Genomic DNA, 22,656 nt, shown 5'->3' with positions numbered 1-22,656 from the left:
ATACTATAAATTATCTCTGTTTGCACTCTGTTAGGGTTGTTAGGGTGCGATCGCTTGGGGTGAGAGCAAAGCGCGATCGTATTACCAGAAACCAGCGAATTGTTGGATCGAGGATAACATGGGGCAAATTAGGAAAGTTTTTATACAGTGCCATTATTTTTTCCCTCCGATCAAACGATTGAATTGAAGATAATGTGGAGAACTGATTTTTAGCATCCGCTCTGGACTGTCATGATCATCAGTTATTTTCTCCCGTGTTGGTTTCTTATGAATGTTGATATTTCTGATGGTGACGAAACGGTAGACATAAGTATCAAGGAAATTCTTTTGTCCCCAAAACTCTTTACCAATTTGTTGGCAATAGGCGATAAAACACTGTGCGCCCTTAAGTTGCTGAATGATTTCCCATTCTGCGCTTGTGCTAGCTTTTGCTTTCATCTCAATACAAAGGATGACTTTTTTCTTACCAGTATCAGTAACGATGACAAAATCCGCACGTTTGCATTCACCACGGTTTCCTTTAAAAACTGTATCCGGTGACTTAAATTTATCTGCATTGATGATTATGACCTCATCATCATCAGGCATCCCATTAATAGTTACATAGTAGTTGGCGGGTGGCGGCTCTCTGAGTATGACCTTATTTTTGCCGTAGCCATCATTTTCCAATGAAACTGTAGCAGTTTCATTGATCATCTCTTTGAGGATAGCAATATCAGACATTACTCCTCATTCCAGACGATCGCTTCCTGAATCCGGTTCATCGTTTCGATGGTTGTATCAAAGCTGCGAGCTTCAATACCCAGTTCTGGGTCGATATTGGCTGGTGTCAGTGTCTGGCATTTAGTTTTTCTCTTTTTGCCCTCTAGTATTATGGATGCAACTTCGGCAATATAGACTTTGATTTTTTCAGAAGAGATCAGTTCCTCTTGCCGATAACCTTCAACTTGGGCAATTCGCTTGAGATGGGGTTTATCGTGGTTGAGCATGATCAGCGTATTCAGTTCTTTGATGATGTAATCACTGTGGGTGGTGATGAAAACCTTAATACCAAGGTTCACTAGTTGGGCGAAAAGTCGTGCGATGCGGCGCTGATTTTCAGGGTGTAGGTTCATCTCAGGTTCATCCACCACCAGTAAATCACCAAGTTGGGCTTTGTGTCTCAGATAAAAGCCGAGATATAGTAGAGAACGCACGGCGCTAGAACTTTCATCCATAGAAAGCTTGATCCGTTTACTATGCGGCTCATAATAAAGTTGATCATTACGGGTGACTGTGTATTCACCACCAATGATGTCGGCAAAATCATCTAACACATGGGGATGCTTCTCAGTAATGAAACTGCTTTCTTGGAAAATTGTCTCCAGTTCCCGCGCAAAATCCACATTTTTTTCTACTGGGAGCGCATAAGCCTGGTATACGTTAGATAGAAGCTCTCTTGGATTGATGTTTTTATCAGCCTGACCCATTTCTTTGAGCAAGCGATTGCGGGCGAAATTCAACTCTTTGCGAAAAATGGCAGCACCGGTTCGTTCTGTACTAACGATGAAAGGGTTAGGAAGAAACTGCTCAAAAATGATATCTTTTAGTGCGTCGGCAATGGTACGCTTAAGGATGTCGGTGGGGATTTTTACCTTCTTTTTCTCAACAAGCAGAGTTACAACTAATTCTGTGCTTTTTTCACTTTTGGTAATAGAGAAAAGTGATGCCTCGCCGGAGGTAATTTCCCGACTAAATCTGCTTGCTAAACTAATATTTTGGATGTCCAGGCTTACCTGAAAGTCTGTTGTTTTAAATCGTTGTGCCGATGCTGCAAAAATCTTCGGTAATTCCTGGGTATATGCCTGACAACCTGTCTTCACAATCTGCTCAGACTGTTTAATATATTCTTGTATATCAAGACGAATTACGCCGTCTGCAAGGAGCTGCTTGATCTTATCGGTCTTGATTTGGATCGCAAACATTCGTCGCCAAGTAGATAAAAAGCCAAACAACGCATAAGTAGCGTAAGTCTTGCCCGTATTATTGCAGCCACAAATGATCGTCAGGTCGCCAAGTGTGAATTCGGCTTGCTTTAAAGCACCAAGATTTTTGACTTTAATTTTCATTGCCGTATTTTTTTAGCGATCATCTTCTACTATCACTCTCCAACCATGTCTTAGTCTAAAACTCACTGTTTTAGTCTAAACACCAAATATTTATCATAAAAACTCCTAAACCGCGCCCTGTAACTTTACCAGGAGAATAGACAAAGCGCATTTTGAGATTCTCTGGTAAATTCGCCGCCAATAAATTCCAAGCAGGTTCCTGCATCGGCGTTTCTAAAACGATGTGCTGCTTGTTTTCTGATTTTATCCGGCTAAATCCGAGTTTTTTCGCTAGCTGTTTGAGTTCCATAACTCGCAAAAGTTGATTTGCCGACACTGGTGAAGTACCATAGCGATCGCTCTTAATATCAGAATTACTAGAGTTTGAGACAGTTCTACAATAAAGGCAAAGACGTTGAGGTTGAACTAACCTAATGCGTATACCTGAAACAAACCCAAAGATACCAATGCCTTCACCAAGCCTCTACGAAACTGATTTTTATGCTTGGACACAGGAACAAGCAACTTTACTTCGCAATGAGCAGTGGAGTCAGATTGATGTGCAAAATCTGATTGAGGAGATTCAATCTTTGGGTAAACAGCAACGTCAAGAACTACGAAACCGTCTGAGTGTGTTGATTGGACATTTACTAAAATGGGAGTACCAGTCAAGACGCCGTAGCCGTAGCTGGTTAGCAACACTTCGTATTCAACGCTTAGATATTGCTGAACTGCTTGAAGACAATCCTAGCCTAAAGCCCTACCTTAAAGAAGCACTTCGCAAAGCCTACCTTAAAGGTGTCGAATTAGCGGTTGGAGAAACAGATTTGCCCAAGCGGACTTTTCCGGTAGAGTGTCCTTATAGTTTGCCAGAGATTGTCGACTATGACTTCTACCCTGGTGAACCAAGTAAGTTGGTATTGGTAGATGAATCAGACTAGAATCAAAGGGCTGGGTCTGGAATTCTCGCCTGCTCAAGTGTCAATCGTCTCTATAAACTTCTCTACGATGCCCTACTTTGACAACGGTTACTATTAAGACATTATCGAAAATTTGATACAAAATCCGATAATCGCCTACTCTGATGCGATAACGATTTTCACCATTTTTTAATTTTCCGACACCATCAGGGCGAGGATCAAGAGCTAATTGTTGAATTTTGCTTTATAGCTTTTCTTGAATATCTACAGGTAACTTTTTTAGTTGTTTAGATGCACTTTTGGAAATTTCTACTTGGTAGCTCATGGAGTTTTTTGCTGATGTTCTGACCAAGTTAAAGTGCCATTTTCTCCGATATCTTTTAATCCCTCTTCAAAGTCTCTTTCGTCCAACTCGTCTTCCTGTTTACGGATTTTTAGCAATGATAAAATCTCTTGTAAGGTATCGTCATAAGCTAGTTCTAATTGTTCATTAATAGCCTTGATTAACGCTTGCCTTTTAGTTGTAGTTTCCATGTCTCTACTGTTTTTAACTGTTCGTCATTGTCTATACTTTGAACACCTTATTTTACTCTAATATTACTCGTCTGAAGTGCCAGTGCTTTCAATATACGTCAACCAGTGAACAGACAGATAGTGCTGTTATCCCCAAAGTGCTAGTAATGCAAGTTGCAATCATAGGTGACAGATGCGCGTCTACCCAGATTGTCATGCCACCAACACTGGATGATTAAGCTTACGTGAGGCGTATAGAAGTGCTGCTTTGAGATAGACAAAACTAACTCACCATCGGAATTACACAGATAACGGCGGTAGAGTGTCCCTACAGTTTGCCAGAGATTGTGGACTATGATTTTTACCCCCGTGAACCAAGCAAGTTAGTAGATGAATCAGAGCAGTAAGTTGAAATTAAAGTAAATCTTCCTCAGATAGCTGGGCTATTTTCATCAAGGCTTTCAAGGTTCCAACTTTTAAATCTTGATTGCGGTGAACAGGAATTGACAGGATTTTTTCTACTTCAGGGTTTTCATAAATATGATGACTGGCAGTAATTCTTTGCAAAACCCAACCTTTTTGTTCCACAATCTTACAAAGTTGCTTGCCAGAAATCGATTTCATACAGCAATTTCGACAACTTGATCTGTTGACTCAATTGCATTACTGCTGTTAGCAACTTCAAGCCAACCTTCAATAGCATCCTTTAAATTAGCGATTACCTCTTCTCTGGTGTCTCCTTCAGTAATACAACCGGGAAGCGCGGGAACCTCTGCCCAATAGCCGCCTTCTTCTGCTGGATGAATAATTGCTCTAATTTTCATAAACCTGTTGAGCTAGTTTGTAAGAATATGCTAACAACCATACTTTTTTGCTCACGAGTTTCAGCTTCATGAGGTAACTTGCGAGCGTATGCTTGACTATCTGTAATATCAGGCCGTGAGTTGATCGCGCCTTCACTCCTCAACCCAACCTACGTCTAAATTGATAAAAGTCATGAGAAATAAGGGTTATAGATTTTTCTCTACCGATAGTGATTAAAGAGGGTTAATACTCACTCTGATTATCCTATGTAGGTTTGGTTCTAAATTGATAGAAATTTGAGCAAAACCGATCAAACACCAACCGCCTCTGGAATCGCACCCTGCATTCTCCCGAAAGCATCAATCAAATTCTGCAATTGTTGATCTGCTTTAAAAACTCCTAACCCGCGCACCGTGACTTTACCAGGAGAATACACAAAGCGCGTCTTGAGATTTTCTGGTAAATTCGCCGCCAATAAATTCCAAGCGGGTTCCTCCATCGGCGTTTCTAAAACGACGTGCTGCTTGTTTTCTGGTTTAATCCGGCTAAATCCGAGTTTTTTCGCTAGCTGTTTGAGTTCCATAACTCGCAAAAGTTGATTTGCCGACACTGGTAAACTACCATAGCGATCGCTCCACTCGGCAGCAATCTGCTTTAATTCTGATTTAGATTTAGCTGTCGCTACCGCCCGATAAGCACTCATCTTTTGATCCAAATCGGTAATGTAATCTGCTGGGATAAATGCTGTGAGGTTGAGGTCAATCTGAGTATCCTCCACTTTCGGAATTTCTTGTCCTCGGATTTCCCGAATTGCTTCTTCCAGCATTTCCATGTATAAATCAAAACCGATGGCATCCATTTGACCGGATTGTTCTGCACCTAGCAAGTTACCCACGCCTCTAATTTCCATATCACGCATCGCCAGTTGATATCCAGAACCTAACTGAGTAAATTCCTGAATTGCTCGTAATCGTTGCCGTGCTGCGTCAGATAATGCTCGTTGCTTCGGATAAAATAACCAAGCATGAGCTTGAATACCTGCACGTCCCACACGACCGCGTAATTGATACAGCTGTGCCAATCCAAAGCGGTGAGCATCTTCAATTAAAATGGTGTTTACTCGCGGAATATCTAAGCCAGATTCAATAATTGTCGTACAAACGAGGATATCTGCATCCCCATTACTGAAAGTGAGCATGGTTGATTCTAACTCGCTTTCATCCATTTGACCGTGAGCGATCGCAAACCTAGCTCCCGGTATCACCTCTCGTAAATTGGCTGTTGTCTCTTCGATTCCATCCACTCGTGGAACTACATAAAATACCTGTCCACCTCTGTCTAATTCTTGACGAATTGCTGTGCGGATACTTTCGGAATTAATCGGTGATAGATGGGTTTTAATTGGTCGTCTAGTTGGCGGTGGCGTGGTAATCAAACTCATTTCCCGAATTCCTGACAAGGACATATACAAAGTCCGGGGAATGGGAGTGGCGGAGAGGGTAAGCACATCCACCTGAGTTTTCAGGCTTTTAATTTTCTCTTTCTGGTTTACCCCAAATCGCTGTTCTTCATCCACCACCAACAGTCCTAAATCCCGGAATGTCACGCCTTTACCTAAAAGTTGGTGCGTACCAATTACTACATCTAATTCGCCCGTTGCCAATCGCTTTTGAATATCGCGGCGTTCTTCAGCCGACCGAAAACGGTTGAGCAAACCGACATTTACGGGATAAGGTGCAAAACGTTCTTTGAGTGTATGGTAATGCTGCTGTGTTAAAATAGTAGTTGGCGCAAGGAGTGCCACTTGTTTACCGGCGGTGACTGCTTTAAAAACAGCACGAATCGCCACTTCCGTCTTCCCAAAACCGACATCGCCACAAACTAAGCGATCCATTGGGCGATCGCTTTCCATGTCGCGTTTCACATCTTGTACTGCTTTAAGCTGATCCGTTGTGGGTTGGTAGGGGAAAGAATCTTCTAATTCCTCTTGCCAAGGCATATCGCCTGGAAAGCTAAAACCTTGTTGTTGCGATCGCGCTGCATACAGTTTTAACAAGTCCACCGCCAATTTTTTGATCGCTTTGCGGACTTTATTCTTGGTATTTTCCCAAGCTTTACCAGTCATCCTGTTGAGTTCCGGTGCTTTATCACCTGCGGCGCGGAACCGCGATAAAGCACCTACTTGATCGGCTGCGACTCTTAGTAACCCGTCAGCATACTGCACTACCAAATAATCACGGGTTTCGTTATTAATCGTCAAACTTTCCAACTTGACAAATTTACCAACACCATGATTTCTGTGAACCACATAATCGCCCGGACGCAGCTTATTGGGATCGACTTGTTTAGAAGTAGCTTTGTGGCGCTTGCGGATATAGCCGGGAGTCGCCAAGGAATGCTGTCCAAAAAATTCCCGATCTGTGACAATTACCAATCGGTACGTAGGCAAGATAAAACCTTCTAGTTCCGCCAGACCAGAATATTTTAAGGCTATGGGAGTATGGTTGATTTGCAGCTTATCTATTGCTTGGTAGTCGCGGGAATTTGGGATAAACTGAGCCGGACAGTCATGTTCTTGCAACAGGGAGACAGAACGGGAAGGTTGAGCAGAAAGCAACCAGATCGAGAAATTGCGATCGCGTTCTTGGCGGATGGTTTCAGCTAGTTTAGCAAACTGGTGCGGCGTGACTGGAACAGGTCGGCTGGCAAGATTAATCCCATCATTTTCTTCTGACAGTTCCGATAAATATAAGGTTTTAAATCTGGCAACATCAGCCAAAGACTCATCAAAAGAACGGTGAATTTTTGGTACTTGGTTAGACTCTTCCCCAGTTCCCAGTCTCCACTGTTCCTCAGCATTTTCTACCCAGCGATCGCTATGAGCATGACACTGTTCTGGCTCATCAATGGCAATTAGGGTATTTTCTGATAAGTAGTTCAGCAGAGATGCTGGTTGCTCGAAAGCCAACCCCAAAAAGCGACGACTACCCTCAATCAGTGATGAGTGCTGAGTGCTGAGTTCTGAGTTAAATTCTGACTCAGCACTCAGCACTCGGAACTCAGCACTATTTTTCAGTGCCGCCATGACGATGGGAGCAAAGCTAGTGGGGGTAAGAATTAACTGGTCAACTTTATCAAGGGCGGAACGTTGGGTTGCTGGGTCAAACTCTCGCATTTGCTCAATTTCATCGCCAAACCATTCCAACCTAACTGGAAACTCAGAAGAAACCGGGAACACATCAACAATATCGCCCCGTCGACTCCATTGTCCTTCCATTTCCACCAAAGGTACTCGTTCGTACCCCAAAATAGTTATTTTCTCACTGAATGCATTTAAGTCTAATTCCATCCCTTTTTTCAGGGTAAGACAGAATTGTTGAAAAGCCTCTGGTGGTGGTAAATGAGGTTGCAGCGCTCCTTGAGTAGCCACAATCGCCATCTTGGGTAACTGAGAATTAGAATTTAGGGATTTTTCTTTTCCATCCCCCATGCCCAATGACGCCACTTGCTTCAAGCCGGGGAACCCGTCCAACGCAGTGGCTCCCCCATGCCCCATTCCCAAATCCGCCAATACCTGCATTTGCCCCCAACTCATTTCAGTTTCCGGGTCAAAAGGTTCGTAGGGAGAAGCCTCGGAGGTCGGGTAAAAATGTACTGTTTGCCATCCCATTGCCTCCAGTTGTGCGTAAACGCGTCCAGCTTCTTCCAGAGTGGCGCAAACCACAAACAAATTCTTGCCCGTAGCCTGCGCCAATGCTGAAGCCACCAAACCCTTGGGTAGTCGAGGAACGCCATTTAACCGCAATTCTTGTTGTCGGTTTAGCTTAGAAAGAAATTCAGTGGTGAGCGGCGATCGCGCTAAGGCACGCACAATAGAAGAAAATGACATAAGTACTACTAGCGATGGGAGTCTTTGTGGGTCAGCAAATCTTAAGGCAGTTTATGTCAACTATTTTAAAAGTGTTAACAGCTTTCTTATTCCTTCAATGGAAGAATAATCCACAGTGACTAATAAACTTAAGAAATATAACTACTACTTTGTATATAGTCAAAGTATTTATCGAAACACCTTTAATACTAGATACTAGGGATTGAGCTACGTTTGCTCTGATAAGCGGCAATTTTAAACATGTCCTCCATCACTTTTGAAATTTTAATCATTTTGGTGCTAATTATTGCCAATGGCGTGTTTTCTATGTCTGAGATGGCGATTGTCTCGGCACGGAAAGTTAGACTACAGCAGCTTGCTAATCAAGGAGATGCCAAGGCAAAGGCAGCATTGAAACTAGCGGAGTCTCCAAATCATTTCCTGTCAACCGTTCAAGTGGGTATTTCCCTGATCGGTATCCTGACTGGTGCTTTTGGAGGAGCAACAATTGCCAGTCGGTTGGCAATCTATGTAAAACGTGTCCCCTTGTTAGCACCTTATAGTGACCCGCTCTCCTTCGGAATAGTGGTTTTGCTCATTACCTATTTCTCACTCATTGTTGGCGAATTGGTACCGAAGCGTCTGGCATTAAACAACCCAGAAAGGATTGCCTCGATTGTAGCTATTCCGATGCAAGCCTTGGCGGCGATCGCTTCTCCAGTAGTCTTTCTCTTAAGCGCTTCTACAGATTTGATCCTGCGATTACTGGGAATTACAGCTTCTACCGAGCCGCAAGTCACCGAAGAAGAAATTAAAATCTTAATTGAGCAAGGCACCGAGGCGGGAACCTTTGAGGAAGCCGAACAGGATATGGTGGAGCGAGTCTTTCGTTTAGGCGATCGCCCTGTCAGCTACTTAATGACACCCCGTCCTGATATTGTTTGGCTAGACTTAGACGACTCTGCCGAAGAAAATCGCCAAAAAATGGTTGATAGTGCCTATTCTCGGTATCCAGTTTGTCAGGGGGGACTTGACAATGTGCTGGGTGTTATCCCTGTCACCGACTTATTAGCCAGGAGTTTCCGAGGGGAACCACTAGACTTGACTATCGGATTGCGACAGCCTGTATTTGTGCCAGAAAGCACCCGTGGCTTGAAAGTTTTGGAATTGTTCAAGCAAACCATCACTCACATGGCTCTAGTAGTAGATGAATACGGCGTGATTCAAGGATTAGTCACTCTCAACGACATCATGAGTGAAATCGTGGGTGATGTTCCTTCAACGGATGGACAGGATCAACCACAAGCTGTACAACGCGAAGATGGTTCTTGGCTCTTGGATGGGATGTTGCCTGTAGAGGAGTTTTTGGAACTTTTTGGTATGGAAGAGTGGGAATCTGAGGAACGCGGCAGTTATCAAACATTAGGCGGTTTTGTGATCACCCATTTAGGTCGTATTCCTACCGCAGCAGATCATTTTGAATGGCAAAGTATGCGAATTGAAGTGATGGATATGGATGGTAATCGTGTTGATAAGGTGCTAGTTGTACCGAAGGCAGTTAAATCAGCAGATACGAAAAAATCTGATTAGGATTGGGCATTGGGCATTGGGTATTGATAATTATTGTTTACTATTTACTATGCGCCATAACCAATGCCCTATTTATGCAATTTATCAAGTGCGAGATAGACGTTTGACTGCTTCACCCGCCAACAACTGATGAGCTTGTTTCAAGAGTTGGGGGATTTTATGGGCGTAGGGATTACGGGCGAGAGATTGCCCTAAGTCTAATTCGTCTAAACGATCGGCTTTGTTGCCGGGGAACCAGTGGCCACCATTACCAAGTAGGTTGTAGCGCATTTTAGCGTAGTCTACTAGATCGTAGGCGATCGCTAAATTCCGCAGCCACAAAATCACCCGAATATTTACCTCACCAGGGGTTTCGTCAAAGGTTGGTAGATTTGTTTCCCAGGATTTTACCCAATCTTCTCCCAAAGTAGCGATCGCTTCTTCTTCCAACCTTGCTAAAATTGGTGGCAAAATTTCTGATGCCCGATCTATTAACTCTAAACTCTTCAGGTGTTCATCAAAATCTTGTGGTTTTGCTGCTCCCAAGCTCAGGGTATGTACCTCTTGATGACTCAAACAAAACAAATCATTAAACACCATTGGACTCAATGGGGCGCAAAGATTGACTAATTTTTCTGGAGGTTTATACAACAAACCTCCTTTATCAGAAGGGCTAATAATAAACACCCCCATATCGTGGCGTTTAGCTGCTTCGATTGCTGCCCAATTCCATTGATTAATGTAGTACCAGTGCAGGTTCACGTAATCAAATAGATTGGTATTAATTGTCTGGACAATCATATCTGTAGAGCCGTGTGTGGAAAAGCCAATAAATCTAACTTTTCCCTCTGCTCGCAACTGCTGCGCTACTTCCCAACAGCCACCTGGACGGATGCTGTCATCTAACGACTCAGGATGATTAATGCCGTGCAACCCTAAAAGGTCAACATAATCTAGCTGGAGATTTTTCAAAGATTGTTCAAATATCTCCTGGAATTCTTTCGCATCTGCCTTTGGATTGACTTTGGTCTGAACAATCAACTTTTCGCGGGGAAACTTGGGCAATATTCTCCCCAATTGCATTTCAGAAGTGCCATAACCACGGGCAGTTTCAATATGATTAATCCCAACCTCGACTGCCCTTCTAATAGTCGCTTCCAGATTTGCCTGGTTATCAGCAGGAATTTCATGATTGGGAACATCCTCCCATTTGAACTGATATCTCATGCCACCGCAAGAAAACACTGGCATCTGTAATTCTGTGCGTCCAAATCTTCTATATAGCATCAGTGGATTGTGGATTGCTTACCAACTTAAAATCTAAAAACGATAGTCATTCCAGCTTTCAGTGCCACAATCATTCCCTCTGTTCAATCTGTGACACTAGCAATATTCATCGCATTCTTAAATCGGTCAGGTCTTTTGGTTATTGGATTTTTACCAATATTCCAGTTCCACAGACTAATTATCTCACCCTAGTTACCACTAGCAAGCATTTTTCTATTACTCTCTCAAGTTTAGACCAATAAATGGCAAAACGACCCGGCAGTGCTGAGTTGTGCGAAGCTGAACTAACAAAAAATTTCAAATTAATTCTTTGCAGACTGAGACTGTGCCTGAGTTAAGCAATTTTTTAATTTTTCAGCTAACACTTGTACATGGGGTTCGTTAAGTATGTCAAGGTGAGATCCGGGAAGGTAATGAATATCTAATCCTCCAACTACTAGGTTGCCCCAGCCAAATTGAGGATTGTATTCTATGCCTATAGCTTCGTCACGATTTTTATCCTCTGTCCGCAAAAGAATAGCTCGACCAAGGTAAGGTGAAAAAATATAGTCACTGAGGGCTTGAGTGTTAGTATCTATAACCTTTAAATGCTTGTCAGTTTCAGGTACATGAAGTACGTCTTCCAAATAACGGTTATATGTATTTTGCAGTTCTTGCTTACGCCAATAGCTCCATCTCACAACCTTTTGCCAAAGGTAGTTAGGCCCTTGTTGAACAATATTATTTAAATGCAAAAAAACTCGCTTGAGAAATGGCACTTGCCAGCTATATCCTGGACGACAACTATCAAGCATAACTAAAATGCCTACTTGTTCGCCTTGCTCATGAAGTTGCCGAACCATCTCGAAGGCAACTGTACCCCCAAAGGAATAACCTCCGAGAAAATAAGGGCCATGAGGTTGAAGGGTCTGAATTTCTTGAATGTAATGCGCTGCCATATCTTGAATGCGGGTATGGAGAGGGTATTTTCCATCTAGCCCTCGTGCTTGTAATCCGTAAAATGGTTGTTCTGTCCCCAGATGCAATGCCAATTCACGGAAACATAAGACTTCTCCACCCAGGCCGTGAATACAGAAAAAAGGTGGCTTGGAACCGTTGGGTTGAATTTCTACTAGGGATGACCAGCTAGATTTTGATTGGTCTAAGGTATTTACTAAAGCTGAGTTTCCTGTCAAATCTTCTTCTTGGCAGATTATTTTGGCTAGAGCCTCTACAGTACCTGACTGGAAAAGAATAGCAAGAGGCAGGTTTTTATTAAATGTCTTTTCAATTTGCCAAAACAGTTTTACTGCTAGGATAGAATGTCCTCCTAGCTCGAAGAAGTTATCCCTAACGCCAATGGGCTGGACACTTAAAATTTGTTCCCAAATCTGTGTTAACTGGCGTTCCACTTGATTGCGGGGAGCAACAAAGGTGGCTTCTGGCTCTTGCCTCGATAAGTCTGGTGCAGGTAGGGCACGTCGGTCTATTTTGCCATTGGCGGTTAAGGGCATGGTGTCCAGCACGACAAAAGCCGAAGGTAGCATGTATTGTGGCAATTTTGTCGAGAGGAAGCCCCGGATATCAGTAATCGCAATCGCTCTATTTTGATTCAGTATAATGTAAGCCACCAAACGCCGATCGCCAGGAACATCTTCACGGGCAATGACTACAGTTTGGAGTATATCTGGGTGTTGGGCTAACACCGTTTCAATTTCCCCTGGCTCAATGCGTATCCCCCGAATCTTGACTTGATGATCTCGGCGACCGAGAATTTCTAGAGAGCCATCTGGACGATAGCATCCGCGATCGCCTGTATAATAAAGCCAATCTTGTTGATCGTTCCGAAAAGGGTTCTTGACAAACCGAGAACGGTTTTCTTCCTGGGCATTGATGTAACCCAAACTGCGGAATGGAGTTCGGATTACAATCTCGCCTGGTTCACCGATACCGCATGGTTGGTGATTTGGTGTAAAAACTAGTGCTTGGGTTTGAGGCAGGGGTAATCCTACTGGCTGTATGCCTGGTGTACACTCAACAGGTATTTGATAATAACACTTTGCCAAAGTTGTCTCTGTCGGCCCATAGAGATTAATAATTTCACCTGATTCTGGAAAAGCATCCCGCCACCGAAGTACAAGTGTTTCCTTCAGAGGTTCTCCAGCCAAGAACAACCAGCGTAAGTTACATAAAGAGATTCCTGACGGCACATTGGCTAACCATAATTGCGCCAGCGAAGGAACTGTGTGGAGTACAGAAATTTGTTCATTTTCTAAATAACGCAGAATTCGAGTCGGTTCTAAGTTATCCTCTTCTTCTGGCAAGCATAGGGTTGCACCACTAGTTAAAGGTAAGAAAATATCTCTAAGAACGACATCAAAAGAAAGACCAGTTAATTGAGCAACGCGGTCTTGCTGATTAATTTCAAAGGTCTGGCGCTGCCAGTTCAGAAAATGCGCCAACCCTTTATGACACCCCAGCACCCCTTTCGGGACACCAGTAGTGCCGGAAGTAAAGAAAATATAAGCTGCATCGTCGGCAGTAATTTCAGGTAGATTTACGGGTTCAATGCTTTTTTTGATTGAATTTATGACTTCTCCTGTGTCTGGGTTGACACAGATGATTGTTAAAGACTGCCCTATATTTTCGTCTTCTGGACGCTGACCATCAATATATAATATGTATTTAGCTTTAGCTTCCTGTAACATCAGCCGTTGGCGTTGGCTAGGAAGTTTTGGATCGAGGGTGAGTAGTACACCACCACTCAAGAGTACGCCAAGCATACTAGCAATTAGCCCAAAGCTTCGTGTCCCAAACACGGCTACGACATCTCTCCGCTCTACCCCGTGAGATAACAAAACCTGTGCTAAGGTTTGAGCGATTTTGCCTAATTCTCCATAATTCCAAGTGCGAAATCCTTGACGAAGTGATGAATGTTCTGGGGTACGATTTACCCAAGAAGTAAACATTGTTGTCGTCAATTCATACCGTGGTTCTGGCAGAACCGCCATTGGCTCTGGCAGTAAAGGTCGCGCTTCTGGTGTCACCAAGGAATATAAACTAATTTGCCTCTCTGGAGCAGCAACAATTTGATTTAGCAAGTGATGGAATTGATGAAGCATTTCCATCATCCGTTCTGAAGTAAACAGATCGGTGTTATAGACTAAATCAAGTTGGATTCCTTGATTTTGTTCTGTAACGTAAAGGGTTAAGTCGAACTTGGAAACTGTTTCTAGGATCGAGACTGGTTCTATAGCCACTCCAGGTAGTTCCAGTTGGACGTCCCTTAAGTTGAGCATATTAAACCACACTTGAAACAGTGGGTTGCGACTGGTATCTCGCTCTGGTTGCAGTTCTTCTACCAGTTTCTCAAAGGGCATATCTTGATGAGCATAAGCAGCTAATGCCATCTGGCGGACTCGATTTAGCACTGAACGAAAACTGGGGTTGCCAGCAAAATCAGTCCGTAAAACAACGGTGTTAATAAAAAATCCGATTAGCCCTTCAATCTCAGAACGGTTACGGCCGGCAATGGGAGAACCAATGAGAATATCTTCTTGCCCAGTGTAGCGGTGCAATATTGTCCCAAAGGCCGTCAGCAATGTCATGAATAGAGTGACACCCTCCTGATGCGAGAGTTCTGTAAGTGATGCACTCAAAGTCTGCGGTAGCATCAGAGATTGGGCTGCTCCCTGGTAAGTTTGCACTGGTGGCCGTGGTCGGTCTGTAGGCAATTCCAGTACAGTATTAGCACCTGCTAATTGGGTTTTCCAATAGTTAATTTGCCTGGAAAGTACCTCACCTGATAGCCATTGGTGCTGCCAAACAGCAAAATCGGCATACTGAATGGGTAATTTTGCCAAGGGAGAAGGCTTACTGCTTAAAAAGGCTTCATAGAGCGCTGTTAACTTCTGCCAGAGAATGCCGATTGACCAGCCATCCGAGGCGATGTGGTGCATCATTAACAAGAGTATATGCTCCTGTTCGTCTACTTGGAGCAAAGTAGCTCGCAACATCAAGTCAAATTCTAAGTTGAATGGGCGTTGCACCTCTTGATTTAGGAGAAATTCTACTTGCTCTTTTGTTACCTTAATAATTTTGAGTTCTACTGACCGAGGCGTGCCGATTACTTGTATGGGGCTACCATCAGATGATGTAATAAAGTTGGTTCGTAATGCCTCATGATGGACAACGATCGCATCTAGTGACTGTTGCAATACACTCAGATTTAACTTGCCCGTTAAGCGCTGTGCATTAGAGACGATATACGCTGGGCTATTGGGTTCCAACTGCTCCAAAAACCAGACTCGCTGTTGGGCAAAGGATAAAGGGGCTAATTCCCGATTGGTTATTTGAAGAATGGTCTGATTTTGGGGATCGTTTTCTGGAGTTTGGTTTTGAGCGATCGCTTGAGCTAAAGTAGCGATCGTGGAATGCTCAAATAATAGTTGTAACGGTATTTCTATTTGAAAAGCTTGGCGAATCCTAGACATCACTTGAGTGGCCAGCAGTGAATGACCTCCCAATTCAAAAAAATTGTCGTGGATGCCTACTTGTTGCAGACGCAAAACTTTTGCCCAAATGCCAGCTAAGATTTCTTCTGTCGAATTCTGAGGTGGGACAAAGTTAGTTGACAGCCTAATATTAGATGTATCCGGTGCTGGTAAAGCGCGGCGGTCTATTTTACCGTTAGGATTTAATGGTAGAGTATTCAAAAATACAAAGAAACCAGGCACCATGTATTCAGGCAACCGAGTTTCTAAAAAGCGACGCAATTCAACCTGACTAGGAATTTGCTCTGAACTGGCAACAATATATGCCACGAGTCGCTTGTCCCCAGGAACATCCTCTCTGGCTATGACTAGAGTCTGCGTCAGTGCCGGATGTTGAGCTAGTATGGCTTCAATTTCTCCTAATTCAATTCGGAAGCCACGTATTTTAACTTGGTCGTCAATGCGACCAAGGAACTCGATATTACCATCGCTCAAATAGCGTGCCAAGTCCCCAGTTTTGTAAAGACGTGTCCCAGCCTCAGAGCTAAAAGGGTTGAAAATGAACTTCTCTGTGGTCAATTCTGGACGGTTAAGATAGCCTCGCGCTAGACCAATACCACCAATGTGCAGTTCACCTGATTCACCAACAGACACTGGCTGTAAATTTTCATTAAGGATGTGAATCTCTGCATTGGTAATCGGACGACCAATGGGAGCAACGGCATAATTAGTGCCGCGCTGGCAAGTCCAGAAAGTGGTATCAATGGAAGCTTCTGTCGGCCCATAACAATTATGTAAAACATTGTCCAAATTCAGTTTGGCAAAGAAGCGTTCTATAAGTTCGCCAGATAAAGCTTCACCACCGCAGGTAATGTGTTTGATGAATCGGCAATTATCAATTCCCCTCTCTTCCAATAAGACACGCAGTGTGGAAGGTACTAAAGCCAGAACCGTGATTTGCTGCTCAGTAATTACCTTCACAAGGTAGGTTGTGTCCTGATGTCCACCAGGGCGAGCTATGAACAATTGCCCCCCAAAGCACAATGGCCAAAATATCTGCCATACTGAGGGATCGAAGCTAAAAGAAATAGTCAGTAAAACTTTGTCTGCGTGAGTTAATCCAAAAGTTGTTTGTTTCCAGTGGAGTTGATTGCAGATACCACGGTGAGGGATCGTTACACCCTTAGGTTGTCCTGTAGAGCCAGATGTATAGATTACGTAGATGAGATTATCAGCTGTCGTCTTATTTACAGGATTTTCTTGAATGTTTTGAATATTCCCTTGCCAGTTTGAATCCAGACAAACAACTTGCGCCTGATGCGGTGGTAGGTTTTTGACCAATTTTTCTTGGGTTAACAATACTGGTGTCTGGGTGTCTTCCAAAATGAAGGCCAAGCGTTCTGAAGGATATGCTGGATCTAAAGGCACATAAGCGCCTCCAGCTTTGAGGATTCCCAGCACTCCTACAATCATCTCTAAGGAGCGCTCCACGCAAATGCCCACGAGAACTTCTGGGCCAACGCCTAAAGCACGTAGGTGGTGCGCTAGTTGATTCGCCCGTTGGTTTAGCTGCTGATAAGTAAGTTGTGTATTTTCACATACTACCGCAATTGCTTGGGGCGATCGCTCTACTTGCATCTCAAACATTTGATGAATGCACAGATCCTGATGATGAACTACTTGAGTGTCTATGATGTGAGTTAAGGTATCTAACGGAATATTTTTCTTATATTCTGAAGTTTGGTTATTTATCTGCATTTTTTATTTACCGGCTCCATCAGAAAATCTTATTTTTTAAATTATTATTTATTGTAATATTTTGTTTATACAAATCCTATGTGAGGCTACAAATTAACACCTTGAGGCTATGAGTATGGGAATACAAAAACAAAGCCTCTTTAGCTGTAAGGTTGGCAAAATGCCACTATTTTAAAATGTTGTGGCTTCTGGTTCTAGCATCCAGGCTAATTATTATCTAATATTTTATGTATAAAAAGAGGTTTTTATACATAAAATATTAAATAATCGATTGATTATCCGTATAATAATCTATTTCCCCATTTGTACTCAATTTCGTTTTAACTGTTAACTAAAGATGAAAAATCTAGGCAATAATTTGCTGACTTTACCTTTCATTAAAAAATATTTTTTTTAGATATTTTATATTTTATTATACAATATCTAAAAATACTTTATCCTTTTTTACGAAAGTTTGCCTAATGGGAAAATCATTATTACCAAATCTTCATTGTGTTTATTGATATGTAAAAATAGTGTAAAGCTACGATCTGATTTGCTAAAAGACTTAAGTAAGCTCAACTCGGTGTAAAAAATTGCCATTAGAATTCAAGAAGGGGCAAAGAGAAGTTTAATCGTTGACTTCCGGCGTTGGGGCACTCCGCGCCAAGTATCAAAAGTTCAAAAAGGCAAAAAGCAGAAAAAAAGAGGGTTTTAGCCTCATTCATCTATATTTATCCTTTTCTACTTATTGTTCTTCCATGAGTTTAGGTTGAAGGGTTGATTTTTCGTTAACTGAGATGACAAAAAATCATTAATTTTCACCAAGATTGACGAAAGACCGTTATGCCGACTCAGTGAAACCATCATCAGCACGGTTTCAGCTCACTATATAAAGCATACATAAAGTGAAAGTCTTGCACATAGAATTAACATTTCAAAAATTGTGACATAAAATACATTAAAACCCTTGCTTTTTTTAGAAGGAAAACTTATTCAAGGTTTTTGGCTATAAATAATGACTCGCAGCAAGTCAGATGTTGATTTTTTGACAGTGATATGACCGTGCCTAAACCCTCAATTTTTAATAGACAAGAATTAGAGCGGTCTAAAATCCAAATCTAGGACACAAAAAAGTTTTATCAAAAACATATCAAAAAATTGACTCTCTCAGGAGGTGAGAATGTTTAGAATGAAGATACTGCAAGACTTACAGATATTAGACATACATTATTGAGCTTAACTTTGCTTGTTAGTAATAATTATTATTAATTTGTTACTAATTCTTTTAAATGTACCCATGAAACTGACCCAAGTTAAATCACAATATTGGTTTATGTAAATTTTTGTAACGATAATCAAATTTTTGATGCGTTTTGTTATATGTTGTTTGTGTAAGTTTTGTTAATAAGTAATTATGCGTAAAGAAATAAAGAAGCTTTTAATCAAAACTAAAATAGCATAAGCAAATATGCTAAAGTAATTTATAAAGAGATGTAACTATATCTCTGTTATAAAGCGTACCTCTGCAATGCGATCCCTATTTTGTCACTCTGGGGAGAAAAGTACATTATGTGTATCCTGAATTGTAAGCAAAATCATGGGTTATGCGATCGCTATCTATGATTTGTTTCATTAAATAGCCTTGTTGCTAAAGTCCCTAAAAATTAGAGATTCTTCTCTGGTAAAATTGGCAAAAGAGGGTTAATTCTGCTAATACAGTCCAATTATTTTGTACACGTACATTAAAAATACTAATATTGTTTACCTGACCAAGTTGATTGTTAATGTCAGGAATGTTATTCAAAGATAATAAGTTATTTCCCAACAAATCCTTATCCCCTTTACTTTAGCATCAAAGCTAGAAATTCCCGTACGAAACAGGATGGATGTTATCATGTCAACAAAAGTTAAATACTAAAGTAATAGTTACGCTTAAATACATCCTGGAATATGCTTTTAATTAAGAACTTATAAGTTACTCTGAAAAAAAGTTCAATAGTAGACTATAAAAACCAACTTTCTTTAAAATAAAAACGTGAGTGTGAGTTAAGATGTCTCGATTGATTATATAGTAGGTTTTCAGAAAATTTTTAACGATACCAGGCATTATTAAACTATGAGTAATCAAAGCATTGCAACAAATAACTTGAGTGAAGTATCTTTAGATTTACGTGCATCTGCATTTGTCAGGGTACGCAAGGGTTCATGGTGGTTAAGATTAACAACATTGTTTTTAGTAGATTATACTTTGTTGTCCTTAGCTTGGATTTTTGCTGGATATCAATCTTCTTCTGAGCATCTTTCTTGGTATGTACCGAGTCAATATTTCCCGATTTTAATAACTATTGGAATTCAAATCGGATCGCTAGCTCTCCAAGGTATTTATCGAGAAGGTCAAAACCGCTATGACTATTGGAATATTATCAAATCGTTAACTTTTGCTCATGGATTAATACTCCTTGTTTGTTCTTTGTATAAGCCAGTTGTTGATATCACAAGCCCAAGATTGATATTATTATCTTGGTTGCTAAGTATATTATTTATTTGCACTGGTAGATATGCTGTAAATGTTACTTTGGAATATTTGCGTAAGCAGAAAAAAATCGTTCGTTCTTCTGTATTCATTATTTGCGATCCTCAAGATCGCGAACAGATTGCTAGCTTTCTAAAAAAAGAAAAGCATTATATTGTCTCTGGAACGGCAAATGCTAACTCATTAGACAGATATAAACGCCAACAAACATTGAGTCAACTTAATGAATTAGGTGTAACAGAAGTTTTTATATCTTGGGATGCTCTAAAAAATAGAATGTTTTTGTGCTGGTTATTTCAAGCATCTGGAATTCAAGTACATATCTTACCGATGGAATTAAAACCAATTTATAGAAACGTAGAATTTAATAAGATAGGGGGAATGCCTTGTCTGAGTTTGGATTGCCCGATAATTACAGGTAAAGATTTTTGGATAAAGCGTATTTGTGATTTTTGTTTGGCGACTTTATTTGTAATGTTATCATTCCCGATTTATATAGCTATAGCTATAGCTATAAAACTTGACTCTTCTGGGACAGTATTTTACAAGCAAACTCGTATAGGTTTACATGGCCAACAGTTTAAAGTATGGAAATTCAGAACTATGAGGTCTGATGCAGAAACACTACAGAAGGAATTAGAAGCTTTAAATGAAACAAAAGATGGAATTATCTTTAAAATAAAAGACGATCCTCGTATTACGCGTGTTGGAAAGTTTCTCCGTCGTTACAGCTTAGATGAATTGCCCCAACTTTTTAATGTTATCCTTGGAGAAATGAGTATAGTAGGTCCTCGCCCTTTACCTACTAGAGACGTTGATAAGTTTTCTGAACATCATTTTATTCGACATGAAGTTTTACCTGGTATTACAGGTCTTTGGCAAGTATCAGGTCGATCTGATATTTTAGATTTTGAACAAGTGATTCATCTGGATATGAGCTACATCGAAAATTGGTCACTTGCTTTAGACTTTGAAATTCTGCTTAAAACAGTTATGGTGGTTTTGAAAAAAGATGGTGCTTACTAAAAAAGAAAATCATAGCCGTACAGGTTCATGATTACAGAATCTAAGTTACGTATCAATAAAAGTATTGCAGTCTACAGTTTAGTTGATAGTGGATTAAATTTAGATTTTTCTACCTTGCTGATTAGTTACCTGCTTGAGAGGGATCTAAGAGGATGTTTTAAAAGGGCCTTTTGCTCTCATAGTTTAGCACAGCAAAATATCTCAATATATGGCGAAACCTTGATTTTGCGTTGCACTTAACCCAGTACAGAACGGCAAAATTATACCTTTCGGGACTTTTAAAACATCCTTTAATAAACTTCTTTTATTTCTAAGGATCTATCCGAAAAAATCATGGTGACTCAAAATGAACGAATTAAGCTGAATTAAGAATTACAAGAATGGTAGAAAAGTACAAATTCATAAGTAATTCCCTTTCAATGATACTCAATCGGTTAGCACAAAGCATTACAGCATTTGTATTAACCGCTTCTATTGCTCGTACTTTAGGAGCTGAGGCTTTAGGGCAGTATCTACTCGCATATAGCTATTATTTTATCTTTGTGGGCATTGCCTCACAAGGGCTAAAGACATTGTTTACTAGAGAACTAGCTCGTGAGCCCCAAAAAACACCAGTCTATCTAATGAGTGGTACGTGGCTACAGTTAATATTTAGTTTCTTTAGTTATGCGGCATTGGTAATTGTAGTGTTTTTGCTTCCCTATAGTTCCAAGACCTCGACTGTTTGTTACATAATGGGCTTAACGATCGTTCCTTTTGCGCTTTCTAATATCACAGAGGCGATTTTTCAAGCTAAAGAAAAGATGCATCTGATAGCGATCGCTACAGTGCCGATCTATATCCTACGCCTAATAATAATGATTTGGGCGATGCAACTAAAATATGGAATTGAATATTTGGGGGCGATCCTATTTTTTTCAGAAACACTAATTCTGATAATTGAATGGATTTTTATTGTCCCTTTAGTAAAAGTACAATGGCAGATTGATAGAAGTTTTGTCTTTAATACAATTAAAGAGGCGCGGACATTTTTTGCTATTGAAGCAATGGCTGTAGTTAGTGGCAGAATTCAAATATTGATTCTTTCATTATTAGGAAATGAACTTTTAGTAGGTCTATTTGGCGGAATAACACAATTACTACAACCCTTTTTGATTATTGCTAATAGTATAACTTTAGCAATATTTCCAAGATTTTCCAAGGCAGTAGAGCAAGGACGGGACAAGCAGAGGCAGATAGCTGAAAATATTATCGAAATTTTATTAATCATTGCATTGCCGTTATATCTTGGAATCTTATTGTTTGGCAAAGATTTATTAGTTTTTATCTATAATACTAGCTTTGCTGAAGCAAATATAGCCCTTAGTTTAGCCGCTGCATCACTCCTTTTCTTGCCGTTTACACGCTCACTGAGTTATTTACTTGTAGCCAATGGTTTCGAGATAGTGAACCTACGTGAAGTAGTTATTACTACTACATTAGGGAGCTTGGGAGGTGTGGTATTAGTTTCCCACTATCAGTTACTAGGTGCAGCTTTAATAGCATTATTAATGACTATTTTGGGTTTTATCCAGTATATTTATTTCACCTATACTCGCTTATTTTCATTAAATTTATGGCGAATATTGCGCCGTCCATTAATAATAACCATTGTGATGCTACCTATATTAATATTATTACAAAAACTTAACTTAGACTTTATATTCACTCTACTCATTGCAACTTGTGCCTATTCTTTATTTGTGATTTATTTAGGTATTAGTGCGTTTGGCGGGTTTCGTTTTTTATGGCTAAAGTTTTTAAAATAGTAGTAATTGTTGAAGATAGATTTTTACCA

Annotated in this window: 13 protein-coding genes and 2 pseudogenes; 4 read left to right on the top strand and 11 right to left on the bottom strand. The window is 40.8% G+C overall.

From position 1 onward, the window contains the following. Nucleotides 1-10: 10 nt before the first annotated feature. The 4 genes and pseudogenes from V7K41_RS11505 to V7K41_RS11490 form a co-directional block, all read right to left on the bottom strand. Complete coding sequence (locus V7K41_RS11505; RefSeq protein WP_334848164.1) at nt 11-154, bottom strand: hypothetical protein; 144 nt, start codon at nt 152-154, stop codon at nt 11-13. Beyond that, on the bottom strand, nt 154-723 hold the full coding sequence (locus tag V7K41_RS11500) for a hypothetical protein (protein ID WP_334848162.1): 570 nt from the start codon (nt 721-723) through the stop codon (nt 154-156). The genes V7K41_RS11505 and V7K41_RS11500 overlap by 1 nt, the downstream gene beginning before the upstream one ends. Beyond that, nucleotides 723-2,108, bottom strand: a complete 1,386-nt coding sequence (locus V7K41_RS11495; protein WP_334848160.1) for an AAA family ATPase — start codon at nt 2,106-2,108, stop codon at nt 723-725. Before V7K41_RS11495 ends, V7K41_RS11500 begins: the two co-directional genes overlap by 1 nt. A gap of 97 nt (nt 2,109-2,205) precedes the next feature. Next, nucleotides 2,206-2,448 (bottom strand): annotated as a pseudogene (locus V7K41_RS11490) (TRCF domain-containing protein); the annotation flags it as partial. Nucleotides 2,449-2,554: 106 nt separating this feature from the next. Between V7K41_RS11490 and V7K41_RS11485 the strand changes: the two are divergent. Continuing rightward, nucleotides 2,555-3,028, top strand: coding sequence for a DUF29 domain-containing protein (locus V7K41_RS11485; RefSeq protein ID WP_334848158.1), 474 nt, complete (start codon nt 2,555-2,557; stop codon nt 3,026-3,028). Between the two features lie 40 nt (nt 3,029-3,068). Here V7K41_RS11485 and V7K41_RS11480 read toward each other — a convergent pair. The 5 genes and pseudogenes from V7K41_RS11480 to mfd form a co-directional block, all read right to left on the bottom strand. Beyond that, nucleotides 3,069-3,332: pseudogene (locus tag V7K41_RS11480) on the bottom strand (type II toxin-antitoxin system RelE family toxin). Beyond that, a complete protein-coding gene (locus tag V7K41_RS11475) occupies nt 3,329-3,541 on the bottom strand; it encodes a hypothetical protein (RefSeq protein WP_334848156.1) in 213 nt (70 codons plus the stop codon). The pseudogene V7K41_RS11480 and the gene V7K41_RS11475 overlap by 4 nt, the downstream one beginning before the upstream one ends. Before the next feature lie 393 nt (nt 3,542-3,934). Further along, nucleotides 3,935-4,144, bottom strand: a complete 210-nt coding sequence (locus tag V7K41_RS11470) for a type II toxin-antitoxin system HicA family toxin (RefSeq protein WP_334848155.1) — start codon at nt 4,142-4,144, stop codon at nt 3,935-3,937. Next, nucleotides 4,141-4,344: a type II toxin-antitoxin system HicB family antitoxin gene (locus tag V7K41_RS11465; protein WP_334848153.1), complete on the bottom strand. Its 204-nt coding sequence runs from the start codon at nt 4,342-4,344 to the stop codon at nt 4,141-4,143. The genes V7K41_RS11470 and V7K41_RS11465 overlap by 4 nt, the downstream gene beginning before the upstream one ends. 290 nt (nt 4,345-4,634) lie before the next feature. After that, nucleotides 4,635-8,213, bottom strand: a complete 3,579-nt coding sequence (gene mfd, locus V7K41_RS11460; RefSeq protein ID WP_334848151.1) for a transcription-repair coupling factor — start codon at nt 8,211-8,213, stop codon at nt 4,635-4,637. A 240-nt stretch (nt 8,214-8,453) separates the two neighbouring features. Here mfd and V7K41_RS11455 point away from each other — a divergent pair, with 240 nt between their 5' ends. Beyond that, nucleotides 8,454-9,782 carry a hemolysin family protein gene (locus V7K41_RS11455; protein WP_334848149.1) on the top strand — a complete coding sequence of 443 codons (1,329 nt, stop codon included), beginning with the start codon at nt 8,454-8,456 and terminating at the stop codon, nt 9,780-9,782. A gap of 84 nt (nt 9,783-9,866) precedes the next feature. Here the strand turns inward: V7K41_RS11455 and V7K41_RS11450 are convergent, their stop codons facing one another. Further along, nucleotides 9,867-11,048 (bottom strand): aldo/keto reductase, encoded by a 1,182-nt coding sequence (locus V7K41_RS11450; protein WP_334848148.1) that lies wholly within the window; start codon nt 11,046-11,048, stop codon nt 9,867-9,869. A gap of 302 nt (nt 11,049-11,350) precedes the next feature. After that, nucleotides 11,351-17,278 carry an amino acid adenylation domain-containing protein gene (locus V7K41_RS11445; protein ID WP_334848146.1) on the bottom strand — a complete coding sequence of 1,976 codons (5,928 nt, stop codon included), beginning with the start codon at nt 17,276-17,278 and terminating at the stop codon, nt 11,351-11,353. A gap of 2,098 nt (nt 17,279-19,376) precedes the next feature. Between V7K41_RS11445 and V7K41_RS11440 the strand changes: the two genes are divergently transcribed. Next, the gene (locus V7K41_RS11440) at nt 19,377-20,819 is read left to right on the top strand and encodes a sugar transferase (RefSeq protein ID WP_334848144.1); all 1,443 of its coding nucleotides are present in this window, start codon (nt 19,377-19,379) and stop codon (nt 20,817-20,819) included. Between the two features lie 380 nt (nt 20,820-21,199). Next, nucleotides 21,200-22,627, top strand: coding sequence for an oligosaccharide flippase family protein (locus V7K41_RS11435; protein ID WP_334848142.1), 1,428 nt, complete (start codon nt 21,200-21,202; stop codon nt 22,625-22,627). Nucleotides 22,628-22,656: the final 29 nt, after the last annotated feature.

This window comes from Nostoc sp., assembly GCF_036917415.1.
Taxonomy (GTDB): Bacteria; Cyanobacteriota; Cyanobacteriia; order Cyanobacteriales; family Nostocaceae; genus Nostoc.
The sequence above is the reverse complement of the archived record's forward strand: the minus strand, read 5'-3'. Positions and strand labels throughout refer to the sequence as shown.